This window comes from Paenibacillus sp. 1_12, from assembly GCF_900114475.1.
Taxonomy (GTDB): Bacteria; Bacillota; Bacilli; order Paenibacillales; family NBRC-103111; genus Paenibacillus_S.
Genome location: NZ_FOTE01000003.1, coordinates 149,383 through 169,165 on the forward strand (window position 1 = coordinate 149,383; position 19,783 = coordinate 169,165).

At 45.5% G+C, this 19,783-nt stretch carries 15 protein-coding genes and 1 riboswitch; of the genes, 12 read left to right on the forward strand and 3 right to left on the reverse strand.

Annotated elements, in window-relative coordinates; all coding sequences use genetic code 11:
* Positions 1-37: 37 nt before the first annotated feature.
* The 3 genes from BM210_RS08260 to BM210_RS08270 form a co-directional block, all read right to left on the reverse strand.
* Complete coding sequence (locus BM210_RS08260) at positions 38-373, reverse strand: 2Fe-2S iron-sulfur cluster-binding protein (RefSeq protein ID WP_091167001.1); 336 nt, start codon at positions 371-373, stop codon at positions 38-40.
* 286 nt (positions 374-659) lie between these two features.
* Complete coding sequence (locus BM210_RS08265) at positions 660-1,274, reverse strand: nitroreductase family protein (RefSeq protein ID WP_091167003.1); 615 nt, start codon at positions 1,272-1,274, stop codon at positions 660-662.
* Positions 1,275-1,543: 269 nt separating this feature from the next.
* Positions 1,544-1,735 (reverse strand): hypothetical protein, encoded by a 192-nt coding sequence (locus BM210_RS08270; protein WP_091167005.1) that lies wholly within the window; start codon positions 1,733-1,735, stop codon positions 1,544-1,546.
* A 72-nt stretch (positions 1,736-1,807) separates the two neighbouring features.
* Positions 1,808-1,896: riboswitch (cyclic di-GMP riboswitch) on the reverse strand.
* A gap of 221 nt (positions 1,897-2,117) precedes the next feature.
* On the opposite strand from BM210_RS08270, the gene BM210_RS08275 reads away from it, so the two are divergent.
* The 12 genes from BM210_RS08275 (at position 2,118) to BM210_RS08330 (ending at position 19,764) form a co-directional block, all read left to right on the forward strand.
* Positions 2,118-3,680: a glycoside hydrolase family 43 protein gene (locus tag BM210_RS08275; RefSeq protein ID WP_091167006.1), complete on the forward strand. Its 1,563-nt coding sequence runs from the start codon at positions 2,118-2,120 to the stop codon at positions 3,678-3,680.
* 250 nt (positions 3,681-3,930) lie between these two features.
* Positions 3,931-5,598, forward strand: a complete 1,668-nt coding sequence (locus BM210_RS08280; RefSeq protein WP_091167008.1) for a PAS domain S-box protein — start codon at positions 3,931-3,933, stop codon at positions 5,596-5,598.
* A gap of 214 nt (positions 5,599-5,812) precedes the next feature.
* Positions 5,813-7,375: a type 2 periplasmic-binding domain-containing protein gene (locus BM210_RS08285; RefSeq protein WP_091167010.1), complete on the forward strand. Its 1,563-nt coding sequence runs from the start codon at positions 5,813-5,815 to the stop codon at positions 7,373-7,375.
* A 62-nt stretch (positions 7,376-7,437) separates the two neighbouring features.
* On the forward strand, positions 7,438-9,759 hold the full coding sequence (locus tag BM210_RS08290; protein ID WP_091167011.1) for a glycoside hydrolase family 95 protein: 2,322 nt from the start codon (positions 7,438-7,440) through the stop codon (positions 9,757-9,759).
* A gap of 351 nt (positions 9,760-10,110) precedes the next feature.
* Positions 10,111-11,175: a glycoside hydrolase family protein gene (locus BM210_RS08295; protein ID WP_091167013.1), complete on the forward strand. Its 1,065-nt coding sequence runs from the start codon at positions 10,111-10,113 to the stop codon at positions 11,173-11,175.
* A gap of 206 nt (positions 11,176-11,381) precedes the next feature.
* On the forward strand, positions 11,382-12,398 hold the full coding sequence (locus tag BM210_RS08300) for a response regulator (protein ID WP_091167014.1): 1,017 nt from the start codon (positions 11,382-11,384) through the stop codon (positions 12,396-12,398).
* Positions 12,395-14,209, forward strand: a complete 1,815-nt coding sequence (locus BM210_RS08305; RefSeq protein ID WP_091167016.1) for a sensor histidine kinase — start codon at positions 12,395-12,397, stop codon at positions 14,207-14,209. The genes BM210_RS08300 and BM210_RS08305 overlap by 4 nt, the downstream gene beginning before the upstream one ends.
* Positions 14,210-14,336: 127 nt before the next feature.
* Positions 14,337-16,142 (forward strand): alpha-L-fucosidase, encoded by a 1,806-nt coding sequence (locus BM210_RS08310; RefSeq protein ID WP_091167017.1) that lies wholly within the window; start codon positions 14,337-14,339, stop codon positions 16,140-16,142.
* A 307-nt stretch (positions 16,143-16,449) separates the two neighbouring features.
* Positions 16,450-17,406, forward strand: coding sequence for an ABC transporter permease (locus BM210_RS08315; protein WP_091167019.1), 957 nt, complete (start codon positions 16,450-16,452; stop codon positions 17,404-17,406).
* Positions 17,407-17,489: 83 nt separating this feature from the next.
* Positions 17,490-18,317: a carbohydrate ABC transporter permease gene (locus tag BM210_RS08320; protein WP_091167653.1), complete on the forward strand. Its 828-nt coding sequence runs from the start codon at positions 17,490-17,492 to the stop codon at positions 18,315-18,317.
* A gap of 334 nt (positions 18,318-18,651) precedes the next feature.
* Positions 18,652-19,098: a tellurite resistance TerB family protein gene (locus tag BM210_RS08325; protein ID WP_091167655.1), complete on the forward strand. Its 447-nt coding sequence runs from the start codon at positions 18,652-18,654 to the stop codon at positions 19,096-19,098.
* A gap of 75 nt (positions 19,099-19,173) precedes the next feature.
* On the forward strand, positions 19,174-19,764 hold the full coding sequence (locus BM210_RS08330) for a TerD family protein (protein ID WP_091167021.1): 591 nt from the start codon (positions 19,174-19,176) through the stop codon (positions 19,762-19,764).
* Positions 19,765-19,783 lie beyond the last annotated feature (19 nt).

Consider the following 19,783-nt stretch of genomic DNA (forward strand, 5'->3'; position numbering starts at 1 on the left):
CCTGCTGCTCTTGTTTGTAAATTTAAAGCGGGATGATTTATGTAGAGGAGTTGGCGATCCTTTGTGCAATTTTGTTTCTGCGTTCGAGATCTTCCTCATCCCAGGCAGCTGTAACGTCACCGACGATAAACGTTTGGCAAGCTAAGCGGTAACCTTGACTGATGGCATCATGACCTAATCGGTCCAGCTCTTTTTTCATGACTTTACTGAGATTCTCCTGCCCATCCACAATTCGAACGCGACAGGTTCCGCATAAGCCGCCGCCGCATTTAAAAGGAACTGAGCCTTCGTATCGGATGGATGTTCTTAACAAATTGGCGTCCGGCTGCACTTCAATGGTTTTACCTGATGTAAGAAAATGAATAGATGGCATAAGGTATCCCTCCTTCTAAGTATAGCTTTATTTTAACATACTATTTTGGTTTATGGTATACCAAATAAGCAGGCGTATGAAAATAAAAGGATAACCTTTATCTGCTTTGAATGCATGAAAAAGGAGACGAGAACGGCACACAAATCATGCTGGGCGATCCCTTCAAATTGGATGCCAAAAACATAGCTGAATGGAAGTAAGTATACTGATCCTGAGATGATCAGCTAAAAAAGCCCCCAAACCACTATTCAGTGGGATGGAGGCCTCGTTGTAGAGGGGAGATCTATTACAGGCTGACAGGTCCTTCAAATACAACGTCTTTCAGAGGGCGACGGGTATTTGGCAATTCGCGTTCTCTTAAACCTTCCGAAAGTGTAAGCTTATCGCCCTGATAGCCAAGTGCGATAACGGCATGAAGCTCCCAAGTGCTTGGAATATTTAAAGCCGTACGTGCTTGATCTCTGCTGAAGCCGCCAATGGCATGAGTGGCCAATCCCAGGATCTTGGCTTGCAAAGCCAAGGAGCCCCAAGCTGTTCCACTATCGAAAGCGTGAGCACCGTTAGGATCACCATTTTCTCTTTTGGTATCGGATGCGACAAGGATCAGGACTGGAGCCTTCGAAGCCCAAGTACGATTGAATTCAGAAAGGAAGTCATGGAATACGGCAAGTTGTTCGTCTGTTTTGGCAACAATGAAGCGCCAAGGCTGATCATTGAAAGATGAAGGAGCCCAATGAGCAGCTTCCAATATGGAATATAAATCCTGCTCAGAAACTGGTTGATCCGAGTAAGCACGTGGAGACCAGCGGTTTAGAAATAAAGGTGTAACGGAATACTCGGGCTTGCGATGTGCCTGGACTTCTTCTGTTGGTTGTTCGAATACGGTACGCTGATCACTCATGAATAAATACCACCTTTTTCATCGGAATTAACTTATTTAATATATCATGCTTACAAAAAGTATGCAATAGACATTTTTTTTGATACTTCACGGTCCGAAATAACCTAAGTCATTAGGATTACAAACAAAGGAAGCACAATTTTCAGTCATAATAGCTGATGAGTTGTGCTTCCTCTATATTCGCCACAGTACATATAATATGGAATGCGACACTATTCGATTCATTAGCTTGAGTTGATCACAACATGAAACATGTGTGGATCCATTTTTTAATGCACAGGTCTTTGGGAAATCATCAACATTAGCATATCTTTCAAGTTGTGCTTCAACTGCAGAATTTCGTCGAATTTCATCCGTTCGATGCCATACAATAATTCTTTGGAGGCATCGCTTCCTATATATTCAGATAAATCGTCGATCATGGCTGAGTATGATGTAAGATTGCTTTTGATTAGAGACACCTGATCACCTCTTAAAAGTTATAAACAACAAAAAACCACAGCATTAGATGATGAGGGTTCACGTTTCGACCCTTTGGAGGCTTGGCGATCCTAGTTCAATAGTGAACCTTAGACCCATAGCTTTGCGTCCTTATTTTTCAATAAGTTTGCCATTATCAGTTCTTGTCGATTATTCTGTTATATTTAAAAGAATATCAGGTAATGGGTATGCAGTCAATATATAGTGGGTTGGTATATAGAAATAGCTTAGGTATATAGGACTATATGAATCGTGTCTTGTTTTGGCAGGAATACAGGTAAATGAGGACGAACAAATAGTTAGAAACTATGACCAAAGTATACTATACTGTAAGCGGCAAATTAAATGGGGGGGTTCATATATATGTTAATTCAAAGTAAGGCTTGGACATCTGATATGGGGGACGGAACTTTCCAAAATCCGGTGCTATACGCTGATTATTCGGATCTGGATGTGATTCGCGTAGCTGATGATTTTTTTATGGTCGCCTCTAGCTTTGCCCATACACCGGGACTTCCTATCCTGCATTCGAAGGATATGGTGAATTGGACGATTGTTAATCATGTAATTGCAAAGGTAGATCTGCCGGGCTACGATATTCCGCAGCATGGCAAAGGCATCTGGGCGCCAAGTATCCGATTCCACGACAATAAATTTTGGGTGTTCGTCAGCACTCCAGACGAAGGTATATTCATGAGTACAGCCGAAGATCCATTTGGCAGCTGGTCGCCTTTACATATGATTAAAGAGGTTAAAGGCTGGATTGATCCATGCCCATTCTGGGATGAGGACGGCCAAGCCTATTTGGTGCATGCTTTCGCACATAGCCGCTGTGGAATTAAAAATAAACTTAACCTATGCCGCATGTCTCCGGATGGTAAGCAGCTGCTTGATGACGGTGTCATCGTATTTGACGGAACCGAGCATCATCCTGTAATGGAAGGGCCCAAGATGCACAAACGGAATGGCTACTATTATTTGTTTGCTCCTGCTGGAGGCGTTTCTACAGGCTGGCAGACGGTCCTCAGATCGAAGCATATTTGGGGTCCTTATGAGGATGCAATTGTACTGCATCAAGGGGATACAACAGTTAACGGCCCGCATCAAGGGGCATGGGTAGAGCTGGAGTCGGGAGAATCGTGGTTTTTTCATTTTCAGGATCGTGCCGCTTATGGAAGGATCGTCCATCTTCAGCCCATGGAATGGGTCGAGGATTGGCCGCTGATGGGGATCGATACGAACGGCGATGGCATTGGCGAGCCTGTGCTGCGTTGCCGAAAACCGAATGTTGGTCATGAATTCCCGATAGCCGTGCCCCAAACCTCGGATGATTTCAATAAGGATCAGTTAGGATTACAGTGGCAATGGCAGGCCAATCCAAATCCTGAATGGTTTTCATTAACCGAAGTACCTGGAAACCTACGATTAAATTGTGAGCCGCTTCCCGACAATATCGAGACCTTGTACAACGCACCACAGCTCTTGATGCAAAAGCTTCCCGCACCAACATTCAGTGCTTCTGTGAAAATGAATTTCCGTCCACAGCAATCTGGCGATATATCCGGTCTGATCCTATTTGGCTATAGCTATCAGTATTTGGCACTGACCCGATCCGATATGGGTAGACCCAATAGGCTAGTGCTCGTACAGGGCGATGGCAGGGGTGGAGAAAGTACAGAACAGGAGAAAGCAGCTGTCGATTTCCCTGGTGAAGTGGTTTATATGAAAGTAGATGTTATTTATGATGCGGAATGCAGCTTTAGCTATAGTGCAGACGGCGTACATTTTGAGCCGATAGGTCAAGTTTTCCAAGCCACTGAGGGGCGTTGGGTTGGCGCGAAGGTTGGCATATTTGCAGTTAACAAGGAAGCTGCAGCGAGTCAGGGACATGCCGATTACAGCTCGTTTATAATCAATTCACTATAAGAGGTTGTTCAAAAGACGATTTCCGATCATAAAATCAAACTTGTGGAAACGTCGACTTTTGAACTAGAACTATAAGAAAATGTGTGACATTTTACTTAGATTATTTAGTGGAAATCTGGTATGGTATAGGTATCATTTAAAAATCAGGCTAGTCTGTCAATAGGAACGTTGAACTATTCAGGTAGGACTCAAGTTTACTTTGATTGATTACCGTTATTATTAAATCCGACGAATCGCGGGGCGATACCAATTGCAGAATATCCTTCATGAGAATGATTTGTTCCTTAATGCTTTTAAGTATGCCCCTATAGGGATCGCTTTGGTTGATTTGGACGGGAAATGGTTAAAGGTGAATCCTTCCTTATGCAAGCTGCTTGGCTATACGGAGCAAGAATTTGAAGCGAGAAGCTTTCAGGATATTACGAATCCTGAGGATTTACAAATTGATTTGAACTACGTTCAATCTATGCTGGCAGGCAAGATGACAAGCTATCAGATTGAAAAAAGATACATTCATAAACAAGGCCATGTGGTTTGGACGCTGCTGAGTGTATCGCTTGTTCACCATCAGGATGGGACACCTAAATATTTTATTTCACAAATTGTCGATATATCCAAGATAAAGCTGGCGGAAAAAGAAATCAGCGATCTAAATGATAAAAACAAAAATATATTGGACAATATCTCGGATGCTTTCTATTCACTGGACGAGGAATGGCGCTTTGTTTATATGAATAAAGAAGCGGAAAAGCATCTTGGCAAAAAAAATGAGGAATTAAAGGGAAAACTTCTGTGGCAGGAGGTCCCGAAGCTGGATAAGACGGTATATGGCAGTTATTTTCGGAATTCTCTCAATCAGAAAACCAAAGTTCAGTTTGAGGAATATATGCCGGCTAGTGAGGAATCTGATGAAAAGTGGATCGAAACCCATATTTATCCAACCAAGGAAGGGCTGTCCGTCTACTTTCATGATGTGACAATGCGCAAATTAACGGAGGAGAAGCTAAAGGGAAGTGAAGCCTGGTTTCGAATGCTTGCTGATTACTCAACAGATATGATTACCCGGTATACACCAAAAGGCAAATGCACGTATGCTTCTCCTGTATGTCGTACCCTGCTGGGCTTTCAGCCTGAAGAGCTGATCGGATCCTGGGGGGATTCTTTGCTTCATCCGGATGACTCCCCGAGGATAAGCTCTATATATAAGGACATTGTGAGCTCGCAGCAGATCAATACCTTTAGCTTTCGGGTTCGCAAAAAAGACGGCTCTTATATTTGGTTTGAAACTACCTGTCAAACGATCCTCGATAAAAGAGGAAGAATTAGTGAAATTATAGCTGTATCCAGAGATATTACAGAACGCAAGGTATCTGAGCTCAAGATGCAAGAGGCGAACGATTTATTGATGCGGCTTTCGATGACAGATGGATTAACTGGTATTGCCAACCGACGATGCTTCGACGAAACGCTGGAACGTGAATGGGGAGTTGCGGCCAGATATGGTCAGCCGATATCGCTGCTATTATGTGATATTGATTTTTTTAAATCATACAACGATACCTATGGTCATCAAGGAGGCGACGCTTGTCTGCAGCTGGTAGCCCATTCATTAAAAAGATCTCTGAAACGGCCCAATGATTTGGCGGCGCGATATGGCGGTGAGGAGTTTTCCATTGTTTTACCCAATACCAACAAGAATGGGGCCAGCAAGGTAGCGGAAACGATCAAGCAGTGGGTTCAGGATTTACAGATTCCTCATCTTACATCCAAAGTGAGTTCATTTGTAACGATCAGCATTGGTACAGCAACCTTGGTTCCTTCTGCACAGTCCTCGATCAACAAGCTGATTGAGTGTACGGATAAATCACTATATTTGGCCAAGCAGGGCGGAAGAAACAAGGTAGTGTCGTATGAATAAGTATTGAAGTGTAATAATGAATTACGATTGTGCAGGTATTCGCTAAACAGCGTATACCTCTTTTTATTTAGAGGGTATTCAACAGCTGGTAAGGGTAAACTTTAAAAACAAACACAACACGACTATAAAAAAACACATATCGCAACCTGTGCAGGAAGGGTAAGATGGGGTAGCCAAGCAGATTGGTCAATAACATAAGAATAGGATGAATGGAATGAAAAAGATAATTGGCACCACTTTGGTTTGCATCATGGCCGCCAGTGCTGTTACAGGCTGCAGTACAGATCAAGCAGCTACGAAGTCCGGCAATGGCGCGAAAACCAATGAAATACCGAAATTTACGATGTCAATGGCGACCAGCGGTAATAAATATGCTGAAAAGTCAGCAGATATTAATAAGGAAAAGTGGTTCAATAAGCTCGAGGAGCTAGCCAAAGTGGATATCGATATTCGCATGCTTCCACTGAAGGATTTTGACCAAAAGATGTCACTGATGTTCGCTTCCAATGATATCCCGGATGTGGTGCAAAATGTTGGCGGCGCAACGACGAAGGGAATGTCGGGCTCTGTGGAAGCCGGTATTTTCATGCCTCTTGACGATTTGTTGAAACAATATGCACCAACCATAATGAAAGCGGTGCCAAAAGAGGCGTGGCAGGAAACAAGTTTCAATGGTAAAATTTATGGTATTCCATCCTGGTTATCCAATCCTTCGCGAAGAGCGTTGTTCGTAAGGGCGGATTTGCTTGCCAAAACTGGGCTGCCAGCTCCGAAAACGGTCGATGATTTTTTGAATGTCATGAGGGCGCTTAAAAAGGTGGGAGTCGAAAACCCTTATCAATTGCGGGAAAACTTCAAATACGCAGATACGATCCTCGGAGCTTATGATGTGCTTCCTTCACAATTCGAAGTGCAGGGCGAGCAGGTAGTGCCGAAGTTTTTTGATGTGGAGAATATGACTAAAGCCCTGCAAGCTTACAAGACGATGTTTGATGAAGGTCTCATTCCGAAGGATTTTGCATCCATCAGCTCGACCGAATACAGTAAAAATATCGAAGCCGGCAAAGTAGGGATGTGGTCGGCCAATGCTCAGGGCTTAACCACTTATCGCAACAAGGCTGCCTCTTCGTTACCGGATGCCAAGATCGAAATTATCCCTTCACCTCGTGGACCTGAAAACCGTGGTGGACATGTGCTCTATTCCAGTATTAACACCTCCTATTACATCAACAGTAAAGTTTCCAAGGAGAAGGCGATTGAAATTATTCGTTTCTTTGAATGGATGACGACGCCTGAAGCTGAGAAGTATTTCTCATTTGGGATAGAAGGCGAAACGTATACGATGGACAATGGCAAGGTTAATTTCAAACAGCCAACTACCCCTGAGGCAATTGATGAAGATGGTTTCCGCAGTATGTTCTGGTTTGTACACGATACGATTTATAACAAAGCAAGAGAAGAGCTGACGCAGGACGGTCGTGACATGATGAAGTACATGGATACGGTGATTTCCAAAGAAGGATTAGGTTCCCTGCGGTTTGTTCCATCGCTGGAGTCGTACTCACGTTATCCGGATGTCGCACCATTGGGTGATGATACAGGTCCGAAATTAGTTATCGATCATATGGTTAAAATGATTTATGGCAAGGAACCGATTTCGGACTGGCCGAAGGTTATTGAAGAATACAAGACTAAAGGCGGCAACGAAATTCTGAAAGAAGCAACTGAGCGTTACAAGAAAAAAAATGGCGTAATCACTTCGGAGAACAGAGGCTAATCTTGGAAAAAGAATGGCTTTGATCATGGAGCCGATTAGGCGAAACGAAGGAAGGATTATAAATGGAAGCAAGCCTTACAGCAAGCCAGTTAAAGCTTTGGTACGATAAGGCGGCAAGCAGTTGGACAGAAGCACTCCCAATCGGTAATGGACGTTTGGGAGGCATGATTTTCGGAACGACAGCACAAGAAAAAATCCAGCTCAACGAGGATTCGATCTGGTATGGTGGACCCAAGCAAGCGGATAATCAGGATGCACAAACCTATCTGCCGGAAATTCGCGAGATGCTCATGGATGGCAGACAGCCGGAAGCTGAGCATTTGAGCCGAATGGCGTTAATGTCAGGGCCAAAGTATTATCATCCGTATGTGCCAGCAGGGGATTTGTGCCTGTGGTTTCTCGATCATAACCGACCAACAGAAGGATACAGTCGTGAGCTGGACCTGAAGACAGCTATTGTACAAGTGAGCTACAAAATGGATGGAGCCGACTACAGTCGGAAGTATTTCAGCAGTGCTGTCGATCATGTTATCGTTGTTCGATTGGAAAGCGGACTCCCGAGTGGGCTTACCTTCAGCGCCAATCTGATGAGACGTCCCTATGACGCAGGAAGCCGTGCATTAGGTGAAGATACGGTTGTTATGCAGGGTGAATGCGGGAAGGATGGAATTGCTTTTTCCTGTGTGGTCAAGGCGATCCCAGAGGGAGGAAGCGTAAGAACCATTGGTGATTTCGTATCGGTTGAGCAGGCTGATGCCGTAACGCTGCTGATTGCGGTTGAATCGACCTTTCGATCGGCAAATACGGAGGAAGTTTGTTTGCAGCGTATAGAAGCCGCTGCTTCTAAGGGTTACAAGGAATTGAAACGCGCACATATCGCGGAATACGCCGACAAGTTTGATCGGGTGTCGATCCGTTTGAAGGCTGACGAGCTGGATGCAGCGCAAAAGCAGACGCAGCAGCTGCCAACGGATATTAGGCTCGAACGTGTCAAAAAGGGTGGTGTAGATCAAGGACTTATTGAGATATTTTTTCAATACGGTCGTTATTTACTTTTATCCTGCTCGCGTCCGGACAGTTTGGCTGCCAATTTGCAAGGAATTTGGAACGACAGCTACAGCCCTCCTTGGGAATCGAAGTACACGATCAATATTAATACGGAAATGAATTATTGGCCTGCCGAGATTTGCGGTCTACCCGAATGCCATCAGCCGCTCTTCGATCTGATCGAGCGGATGCGGCCGAACGGAAGGAAGACAGCCAAGGAGCTTTATGGCTGCCGCGGATTCGTCGCTCATCATAATACCAACCTCTGGGGAGAGACACGACTGGAGGGCATTCTCGTTTCTTCTTCGATCTGGCCGCTTGGAGCCGCCTGGCTCTCACTGCACCTATGGGAACATTACCGCTATGGGCTGGATGAGGTGTTCCTTGCTGAGCAAGCTTATCCTGTTATGAGAGAGGCGGCTGAATTTCTGCTCGACTATATGGTAGAGGATGCACAGGGCCGACTCATTACAGGGCCGTCCATTTCACCAGAAAATAAATTTATTTTGCCGAGTGGCGTGCAAGGGAATCTGTGCATGGGTCCGGCTATGGATATGCAGCTGGTATACACGCTGTTTACCGCATGTATGGAAGCAGGGAAGCAAGTCGGCGAAAGCGACGAAACGTTCCGTCTTCAGCTGGAGGAAGCCATTGCCAAGCTGCCACGCCCGCAAATCGGCAAACACGGTCAAATCATGGAGTGGCTGGAGGATTACGATGAAGCAGAGCCAGGGCATCGCCACATTTCACAGCTGTTTGCTTTGCATCCGGGAGAAATGATTGACAAGCATCGAACACCCGAGCTTGCTGCAGGAGCCAGACGGACGCTTGAAAGACGCTTGGCAAGCGGCGGCGGACATACAGGCTGGAGTCGTGCCTGGATCATCAACTTCTGGGCGAGGCTTGGAGATGGCAATAGCGCTTATGAGCATATTTCCAAGCTGCTAGCGACGTCAACGTATCCAAATTTGTTTGATTGCCACCCGCCATTTCAAATTGACGGGAACTTTGGCGGAACTGCCGGGATCGCAGAGCTGCTGCTGCAATCCCATGGCGGCGTTCTTGAACTGCTGCCTGCTCTGCCTGAGACTTGGCCAGAGGGAGAAGTAAAAGGTCTGCGAGCAAGAGGAGCTTTTGGGATTGATATTCGTTGGCAGGGAGGGCAAATCCAGCATGCAGTCATCAGAGCTGGTCGAGCCGGTTTATGTCGTATTCGAATGGAACGAGACTATATAATCTGTCACGAAAATGGAACGGATGTTGAATACGTGATGGACAGTGGAATTGCGGAGTTTGCCTGCGAGGCTGGAGCTGTATATTGCTTGCTGCCAATGTAAGGCGGCAGGGGGCTGGCAGTTGAAGCCGGTTTAGCTCAGCAGGTGCTAACGAAGTCAGTTGTGGCCAGTTTGCTTTGTGAAATCTAGAAGTGCGGTGAATAAAGCGCGGAGGGGCCGAAAGTGTTCTGGAGAAGCGGAGCGTTCGCCTTTGTTCAACGATTTCCACCGCTAATTCCCTTATATAATGGAGAAATCTTTGAACGACAGCGATAGGAAGAACACTTCGGCACTGTAGCGGCACTTATTCACCGCACTTATAGCAATTGCTTACGAAGCCAGTTTTGCTTCGCAAAACTCAGTGAATGCTTACGAAGCCAGTTTTACTTCGCAAAACTTTAAGGAGGGGACCCCATGTACAAACAATCATTAGATCATTTATCGGAACGGCTTTTGCCAGCTCCCAGAAATGGCGGCTTCCGAATGGAGGATTATTGGGTATGGTGCGGATCGGCAGTAAAAGGCGAGGACGGCAGGTTTCATCTGTTCGCCTCTCGTTGGCCAAAGTGGCTGCCCATGCATCCGGGCTGGTTGGTTGCATCAGAGATTGTCAGAGCTTCTGCAGATCAGCCCGAAGGACCTTATCAATTTGAGGAGGTTGTGCTGCCAGCCCGCGGAGCGGAATATTGGGACGGCAGGAGTACGCACAACCCCCATATTGTGAAACATGGAGAACTGTACATTTTGTATTACATGGGGTCTACTCATCCGCTTTCGGATCCGCTCGCTGAAGAGGAGATTACCCTCGAAGACCCTCGCGTCATTGTAGCACGCGCTAACAAACGGGTAGGCATTGCCGTGTCCAAGAGTGTTTTCGGTCCTTGGGAGCGGAGGGATGAACCTATTTTGCATACGAGACCTGGCAGGTTTGACAGCTTCCTAACCTCCAATCCTGCCCCATGCGTCGATGAAGATGGCTCTGTGATGCTCATCTATAAGGCACGCAGGTATGAAGGTAATGTACATGGACAGATGACTATTGGCTGCGCTCGCGCTGAGCATGTGCTGGGTCCATATCGGGTGCTGAGCGACGAGCCGGTTTTTCCGCCGGAGCGGTTTCATGTGGAAGATCCTTTCGTTTGGAGAACGGAGCAAGGGTACGAGCTGATCGCCAAGGACATGGAAGGCACGCTCTGCGGTGAAAAACATGGCGGTATACATGCCTTTTCCAAGGACGGAACGGACTGGCAATTGTTTGATTCCCCCAAGTCGTATTCGCGGACTGTACTTTGGGATGATGGGGAGCGGCAAACGATGGGCAACCTGGAAAGGCCATTCATCTTGTTTCAGGATGGCAAGCCGACCCACTTATTTGCAGCCATGGCCGATGGTCCTGGAGGTTTTCGTCACGCCACGCGTACATGGAATCAAGTGATCCCCATCGGTGAGAAAAGCTTTGACGACAAAAATAAAGATTAGTAAATGATGGAAACCATTTTATGTTCATCGAGTTGAGATCGTAAAAAAACACAAAACGGATGCAAGTTTCTCCATAGCTTGCCTCTTTGGCTTGCAGTATGCTGAGGTCATGTCAGTTAGGGCTCTATTGTACCTGCCGTCTGTACGTAGTAAACTCGAATGGAGTTTTTACGAAGTCATAAGCATGAAAAGTGGAGGCTTACAAGATGAGATTGCTAATTGTAGACGATGAACCTATCATTCGCAGCGGATTGGTGAAGATGGCACAGATCTACACACACAAATTCGTTGAAATCGAAACAGCTGAAAATGGTCAGGATGCGCTGCAACGTATTGCTTGCTCAGAGCCTGATCTGCTGCTTACCGATATCCGTATGCCCAAAATGGACGGTCTGGAGCTTTGCCGACAGGTGAACGAAGCTTATCCGCATATCCTGAAGGTAGTCGTATCGGGTTATAGTGATTTTGATTATGCACAAAAATGTTTGTCCTACGGTGTTAAGCATTATTTGTTAAAACCGGTGACGCCTCCTGATTTACATGAGGTGTTCGATATCATTATGAAAAATCGCACACAAGGCCATATGGTCGTTTCCCGCTATGTGGATTGGATCGAACGGGTCGAGCAAAGTATATGGTCCTTGCAGGAGGACGAAATCGCCAAGCTGATGGCAGAGTGGAGAGAGCACTGCTCACATTTGTCCGCACAACAGCTGAAGGAACAATTACACGATGTGGCTGTTTTACTGCACAAATATTTTCAGGAGAAAAACCGCCCGCTGAGCTCCAATTTATTAGGGGAATATGGTGCAGCTTCCAAAGCTGATCTGTTTCTTGAATTTGAGGGACGCTTGCAAGCGGTCATGAACGATCTGCTGACTGCGCGTCGCGGCAACTACAAGGACCCGATGGAGGAAGCAAAGGCTTATATTGACAACCATTTGTCTTTGGAAATTTCTTTAAAAGAAGTGGCGGATATGGTGGGCATTACGCCAACCTATTTCAGCTCTCTGTTCAAAAAAGTGAGCGGTGAAACGTTCGTCAGCTACCGGATTCATAAAAGAATGGAAAAAGCGCGCGAACTGCTGTCCATCCCCCATATGCGTACGGTCGATATCGCCGCGGAGGTTGGGTATGAGGATTATCCTCATTTTACTAAAACTTTTAAGAAAATTTCCGGTGTTTCGCCTTCGGAGTATCGCAGCTCGTTGGGAATCAAATGAAAAATCTCAACCTGTACCAGAAGCTGTTTATCTCGTATCTGATTGTCATTCTTATATCCCTAACAAGTGTCGGGGTTTTTACCTACCGAACCTCCTCCAATGAGCTGGATCAACTGGTAGAGAATCAATTATCCCAGGTGGTAGGCAATGCGGTCCATCATACCGATCTGTATATACGTAATTACGAACGTTCAATGGTGTCGCTGCTCAATAGCAACGACGTGAAGCGCTTTATCGATCTCCCCACGGGAGAAAAGGGTTTTCCTTACTATGAAATTCGCAAGCTGATCAAAGAGCTGTTGATAGAGCCGGTTTTTATTCGCAACCCGGAGATCGCCAATATTTTTATGATCAGCTTTCATGATAATGCGATGTATTTTTATAACGATTCTAATGGAGAAACGTTTGATAGTAAGCAAATCAAGCAGCAGCTTGAATTTTTTAAACAGAATACTGAGGAAGGCAGCTTGAGTGTGCTGAATCACAGTATATTATCGGATCAGAAAAATATGATGCTTACGCTTGTTCGGCGTATTCGCGGCCTTACGGCTACCGAGCCTAAAGGCATTCTTGCGATCGAATTGCGGGCGGCAGAGCTTTCCGAGCTGTGGAAAGGTATTGATCTGGGGAATCATGGGTATTTTTTTATTGCTGACGAGAACGGTAATTATGTATATCACCCCGATAAAAACCGAATCGGCACTGAACTGCCTGTGGAAATACGGGACGAGGTTTTTCATGCTGGCGATAAGGCATTTACGGCAGTCATCGATAATCAAGCACAAATGTTCATGAGCCGCCGTTCCAATTATGGGAATTGGCGGCTGGTCGTATCCATGTCAGTGGAGGAGCTGCGCAAGCCGACGGACACGATTCGCACCACCACTATTGTCGTTGGCTGCTTTACGCTGATGATCGCGTTGTGGCTGGCTTTTCGGTTCGGAAAATCAATTACCGGCCCTATACGCACTCTAAAGTCAGCGATGCGCCAAACAGAGAAAGGGAACTGGGTGACCATCCCTCTCCCTGAGCACCGTGATGAGATTGTGGAGCTGATGAGCCGTTACAATCTGATGGTCAATCGGCTCTCTGAGCTGGTGGATAAGGTATATCAAGCTGAACTCAGCGACCGTGAGAGTCGGATAGAGAGACAAAAGGCAGAGCTGCAATCGTTGCAACTGCAGATCAATCCACACTTTTTGTATAATACGCTGGAAACGATTGTTTGTTATGCGGTGATTCGGGACTCCAAGGAAATATCCGAAATCGTAAAGGCTCTTGCCTATATGCTGCGTTATTCGGTGCAAACCAATTTGGAGGAAATTACGGTTGCTAATGAACTCAAGCATGTTCTTTATTTTCTCATGGTGCTCAGGCATCGGATCGGTCGTGAATTTGAGGTAGACGTGTCGATTCATCCAGACTATTTACTTCGCAGTATGGTGCGATTAACGCTTCAGCCCCTTGTGGAAAATGCGTTTCAGCATGCATTCCCTGATGGTGTGGAGGATTATCATTATATTCGGATCGATGCCGGTGAAGATGACGATATTTTCTGGGTCAGCGTGGAGGACAATGGTGCTGGCATTAAGGAAGAGCGTCTCGCGGAGGTGCGAGAGAAGCTGGGCGCTAATCGGCTTGCAGATCATGAAGAGGGTTCTTCCCAAGGCATCGGGGGCATTGGCATTGTGAACGTTCACCGTCGTATTCAAATGGTGTTCGGCGAACAATATGGATTAAAAATCGAGAGTGAGATCGATCAAGGAACGAAACTGCTCATGATCATGCCTGCCAGCAAACCAGGCAAATAAGCAGAAAGCAAATCCTGATGGAATCTCACGAACAAGCGCGGAATGCATCTTATTGAAATAAGCTTGTTGGTATTCGGCATGCTGTGAGCGTACTTCGGACCTTCCATAGAAAAGAGGAGAACATAGAATGTCTACACAAGAGGATTTGATGGATAACGCCGAAGGGGAGGAGCAGCCAGGCATAGAGCAGTTGGAAGCCGTTGACGCTGACCATGAGGCAAGAATGGCATGGTGGCGGGAGGCAAGGGTTGGGCTATTTATTCATTGGGGCTTGTACTCACTTCCGGCCGGAGTCTGGAATGGGCAGGAAATACCTGCTTCCTATGCCGAGCACTTGATGCTTAGGGCACGTATTCCAGTGAGCGAATATGAACAAATCGCGGAACAGTTTTACGCCGATCGCTTTGATGCGCAGGAATGGGTCCGTGCGGCTAAGCTTGCTGGCTTGGAGTATTTGATCTTTACGGCCAAGCATCATGAAGGCTTTGCGATGTACGAATCGGACGTATCCGATTATAACATTGTCAAGAAGACGCCTTTTGCCCGTGATCCGCTCCGTGAGCTGGCTGATGCCTGCCGCGTGGAGGGAATCAAGCTGTGCATCTATTATTCACATTCCATGGATTGGTATCATCCGGATTCCCAGGGGAATACATGGGATTATCCTCATAATATTGGCGCCTATGATGATGTAGCCTCGTGGATAGATGATGAAGATAAACGTTCCCGCTACGAGCATTATTTGCAAACCTCAGCGCTGCCTCAGGTTAAGGAGCTGCTGGAGAAGTATGGTCCTGTTGGCCTGCTCTGGTTCGACTGCGGCCATAAGCTGACAGCTGAGCAGGGGGCTGCTTTTGTTAAGCAGGTGCGTGAGGTACAACCGGATTGTCTCATCAATCGACGGGTTTGGATGGATCCATACGGGGATTACGGCAATACCTCGGATAACCAGCCGCATGTAAGGGTTCCGCGCAAGGATTGGGAATCGATAGCCACGTTGAATGATTCCTGGGGATATAAAATTGCCGATCATAACTGGAAAACGGCAGATGTTGTTTTGCGGCAAATGATAGATGTGCTCAGCCTAAACGGTAATTTTGTTATCAATGTTGGACCGATGGGGAACGGAGCATTTGATCCCAAGTCTATGGAGCTGCTGGAGCAGATCGGTCATTGGATGCAAACGAACGGCGAAGCTGTACATGGTATCAGTCAAAGCCCAATCGGCAAGCCACCTTGGGGCAGATGCACCATGAAGGATGGTATTCTTTACCTTCATATATTCGAATGGCCGACAAATGGGAAGCTGCTTGTTCCCGGTCTGCGCAATCCTGTCCTCAAAGCCTACGCACTGGCTGATGAAGATCGCAAGGCTTTGCCAGTCAGTCGCATTAATGATGAGGATATCGTTATTCAGGTGCCCATTAATCCGACAGCATCGACAATTCCTGTATTGGCTGTAGAATTTACGGGTGAGTGTGACACGAATCCGGTACGTTTGCTATATACGTCTGATTATCCGAACCAATTCGGTGCGTTCGATGCGGATATTAAGGGACCTACTGTACGCTATGATACAGGCAAAAAGGATCACGATAATTTGATCAATTGGCATAGTCTAGACGACGTGGCATCGTGGACCTTCCGGGCTAATGGACCTGATCGTTTGCAGGCTATTATGGAATACGGGGCAGCTGCAGAGGCGGAAGGGGGAAGCTTTGAGCTTTCTGTGATCTCAAAGCTTTCGGGAGAAGTCGTATCTCAGATATCGCAGACTGTGAAGGCTACCGGTGATTGGTATGAATTCGCCGCCTTCCATATCGGCAGTCTTAACCTGCCTGAGGCAGGAGATTATGTATTAAGGCTTAAAGCTTCGAGTCTGTCGAACGGAGTTTTCATATGTTTGAAAAAAATGGTTTTAGAACGCGATTAAACTTGCAAAATAGATGAGCTATTGTTAATCAGAAATTTAAAGTTTTAAGCTGAAGCAGTCGTAATAGGGCTGCTCCAGCTTTTTTGTTTTACCTCATCGTACAACCGTAAAAAATAATCGTAAAAAAACACATATATGCTTTAAGTTACTCCATGGCTGCGTATACAGGGCCATAGTATGATAAATTCATCAAACAACATAGAAGTCAGGTAAGTATCAAGTGATGCCGCCCAACGGATCTGAGAGAAGAAACGGCATTCATGATCGGTACTTATTTTACTGCACTTCAAGAGAAAGGAGAGATCATATGGCTTCAAAAACGGATACTTCCGGACAAACCCTATATACGTTCCCTTCGAAAAAGGCGAAGCGCGCGTTTGTTGCTAAGCATTGGCCTTTGTATGTCATTTCGATTCCAGGATTAGTGTACTTTATCCTCTTTAAGTATGTTCCACTGTTTGGCTCGGCGATCGCTTTTCAAGATTACAATATTTTCAAGGGAATCTCCAAAAGTCCATGGGTTGGACTGGCTCACTTCGAGCGAATGTTTGCTTATGACGAATTTCTGATTATCCTGAAAAACACGCTGCTAATTGGCTTGTACGATCTTGTGTTTGCTTTTCCGATTCCTATTATTTTGGCAGTTCTGCTGAATGAAATTCGATTTAACGGATATAAGCGAGTGCTGCAAACGGTTATTTACATGCCGCATTTTCTTTCCTGGGTTATCGTTGGAGGCATTCTGATCGGGCTTCTATCCCCAACAACAGGTGTGGTTAATCATATTATGGGGATTTTCAACATCGAACCGATTTATTTCTTGGGAGAAAACAGCTACATTCGCAGTATTTTGATCGGATCTGGTATTTGGAAGGACAGTGGCTGGGGAACGATTATTTATCTAGCAGCGATTGCCGGCATTAATCCCGACTTATATGAAGCGGCTGAAATCGACGGCGCAGGCAGATTCCGCCAGGTTATGTCCATTACGATCCCTTCGATTTTACCTACGATCGTAATTTTGTTCCTGCTGCACATCGGTAGGTTCATGGACTTTGGCTTTGAGCGTGTATTCGTATTTTTGAACCCGCTTAACAGTGAAAATGGCGAGATTCTGGACACGTATGTGTATCGCGCAGGTCTGGTAGATCGACAATACAGCTATACAACGGCCATTGGTATATTTAAATCATTAATCGGCCTGCTTCTTATCATGCTGGGTAACACACTAAGCAAAAAAACGACCGGAGACGGCTTGTACTAACTTTTTAATTAACTTAATTTCGGTCAAAAGGAGTGAGAGGCGTGATTCTGACAAAAGGACAGCGTTCGTTCCAGCTGTTCAACATGATCCTGCTGTTTGTGATTGGGCTCGCCATGGTACTTCCGATTTTGCATGTGATTGCACAGTCGTTCAGTAATAGCGCAGCGATCAACAGCGGGGACGTTGGATTGTGGCCTATTGGCTTTACATTGGAGAACTACCATATGATTATTAAGGATGCTTCCATCTGGGTAGCCTTCCGCAACAGCGTCATCGTTACTGTATTCGGTACATTAATCAATCTGGCAGCAACGGCAAGCCTAGCCTATCCGTTATCCCGTCCAGAATACATTTATAGAAAATCGGCACTGCTTATTGTACTTATCACGATGATTTTTCATGCACCGCTAATTCCTAATTACTTACTGCTCAAAAATTTAAACATGCTGAATACACTGTGGGTATTAATGATCCCGGCGGCGATTAGCGCTTATAATTTGTTTGTTATGCGAGCTTTCTTCGTGAATCTGCCTGGTGAGCTGCTGGAATCGGCAAAAATTGACGGCTGTGGTGAATTCCGCATGATCTGGAGTATCGTACTTCCTTTGTCCAAGCCGGTAATGGCCACCATGGGGATTATGTATGCAGTATCGAACTGGAATATGTATTCGCAAGCTATCTATTATATTGACAAACGTTCATTAATTCTTCTCCAGGTACGGCTGAGAGAGATCGTGATCACCGACAATATGGGAGCATCGGATGTTACTTCGGAAATGATGCAGTTCGTGTCTCCGGAAGGGCTGAAAATGGCGGTTATCGTCATTGCGACTATCCCAATTATGCTCGTATATCCTTTCCTACAGAAGCATTTTATTAAAGGGATGCTGGTTGGATCGATTAAATCTTAAATGATATAAAGCGCCGAATCCGTATCAGGTTTCGAATAGGATCTCGTTCCTTTAAGGAGCGGGATTTTTGTGTGTTTGCTGGTTTATCTACCGAGGAAGCTGCAGATGATTAAATTGCAAATAATCGTACGATAATGATAGAGAGTAATACTCTGGGCTGTCAGATTTTATACATGTATGAAGAATCCTATCGAAACTTGCAAAACCTTGGTGATATGTATAAAGTTAATAGTAGGGAAATGGTGGAAAGTCAAGAAAGCGTCACCTGAATTAGATATGTTGAAGACTGGGTAAACTAACCTTATTAAAATTGGAGGAAGCAAACATGAGTGCACTGAACTCGTTTCAAAATTGGTTAAACAAGGGTAAATCCAGTTTACAGGATTCCGTCAAGAAGTATAAGAACAAGGACCTGCTTGAAGCTATAGTGGCAGGATGTGCTGTTGTTGCTTCTGCAGATGGTAATATTTCAGCAGCCGAGAAGCAAAAAATGGCTGGCTACTTGAATCATAGTGAAGAGCTGAAAGTATACAACATGAGCGATGTCATCGATCGATTCAACCATTATGCTGCCAACATGGATTTCGATGTAACCATTGGTAAGCAGGAAGCTCTGCGAGTTATTGCACCCTTCAGTTCCAAGCCGGAAGTTGGGCGCGTAATCGTTGGGGTTTGCTGCGCGATTGGTGCGGCAGATGGAGATTTTGACGAAACAGAGAAAAATGCAGTCCGCGATATTTGTAAGGCACTTGGACTTAGCCCCGGAGAATTTGGTTTATAAAATCTTGAAACCACATACGGGCAAATGCCGTATTACAGGTGAAAGATCGAGATCAAGCGAAGGAGGTATAAATACATGACGATTTCATTAGTTAAAGGTCAGAAGATTGATTTAACAAAAGGGAATGCAGGATTGTCCAAAGTCGTAGTCGGTCTCGGATGGGATGCAATCGAACAGAAGAGAAGCTTCTTCGGCGGTAAAAAGCCTGCTATTGACTGTGATGCTTCTGCCCTATTGCTGAACGCGAACAATAAGCTGGAGAAGAAAGAGGATCTGGTGTGCTTCTATAACAAAACAAGCGCATGCGGTTCGGTTGCTCACTCCGGAGATAATACGACAGGTGAAGGTGATGGCGACGATGAGCAAATCGTTGTTGATCTGGTCAGAGTACCTGCTCATGTACAAAAAATTCTTATGGTCGTCAATATTTACGACTGCGAAGCCCGTAAGCAGGACTTTGGCATGATTAAGTCCGCTTATATTCGTGTATTTAACCATTCCAATGACCAGGAACTGGTACGATTTAATTTAACCGATAGCTATGCTGGCAAAACAGCCTTGATTGTTGGTGAAATTTATCGTAATAACGGCGAATGGAAATTTAATGCAATCGGCGAAGGTGATCAAGCCGCTCATATCGACTTGTTAGCCAGACGCTACACTTAAGTTTCATACAAGAACACCT

What these genes read in the sequence shown, in the direction of transcription:
- BM210_RS08260 (WP_091167001.1), bottom strand. Translation starts at nt 373, where the DNA reads ATGCCATCTATTCATTTTCTTACATCAGGTAAAACCATTGAAGTGCAG.
- BM210_RS08265 (WP_091167003.1), bottom strand. Translation starts at nt 1,274, where the DNA reads ATGAGTGATCAGCGTACCGTATTCGAACAACCAACAGAAGAAGTCCAG.
- BM210_RS08275 (WP_091167006.1), top strand. Translation starts at nt 2,118, where the DNA reads ATGTTAATTCAAAGTAAGGCTTGGACATCTGATATGGGGGACGGAACT.
- BM210_RS08285 (WP_091167010.1), top strand. Translation starts at nt 5,813, where the DNA reads ATGAAAAAGATAATTGGCACCACTTTGGTTTGCATCATGGCCGCCAGT.
- BM210_RS08290 (WP_091167011.1), top strand. Translation starts at nt 7,438, where the DNA reads ATGGAAGCAAGCCTTACAGCAAGCCAGTTAAAGCTTTGGTACGATAAG.
- BM210_RS08295 (WP_091167013.1), top strand. Translation starts at nt 10,111, where the DNA reads ATGTACAAACAATCATTAGATCATTTATCGGAACGGCTTTTGCCAGCT.
- BM210_RS08300 (WP_091167014.1), top strand. Translation starts at nt 11,382, where the DNA reads ATGAGATTGCTAATTGTAGACGATGAACCTATCATTCGCAGCGGATTG.
- BM210_RS08305 (WP_091167016.1), top strand. Translation starts at nt 12,395, where the DNA reads ATGAAAAATCTCAACCTGTACCAGAAGCTGTTTATCTCGTATCTGATT.
- BM210_RS08310 (WP_091167017.1), top strand. Translation starts at nt 14,337, where the DNA reads ATGTCTACACAAGAGGATTTGATGGATAACGCCGAAGGGGAGGAGCAG.
- BM210_RS08315 (WP_091167019.1), top strand. Translation starts at nt 16,450, where the DNA reads ATGGCTTCAAAAACGGATACTTCCGGACAAACCCTATATACGTTCCCT.
- BM210_RS08320 (WP_091167653.1), top strand. Translation starts at nt 17,490, where the DNA reads ATGATCCTGCTGTTTGTGATTGGGCTCGCCATGGTACTTCCGATTTTG.
- BM210_RS08330 (WP_091167021.1), top strand. Translation starts at nt 19,174, where the DNA reads ATGACGATTTCATTAGTTAAAGGTCAGAAGATTGATTTAACAAAAGGG.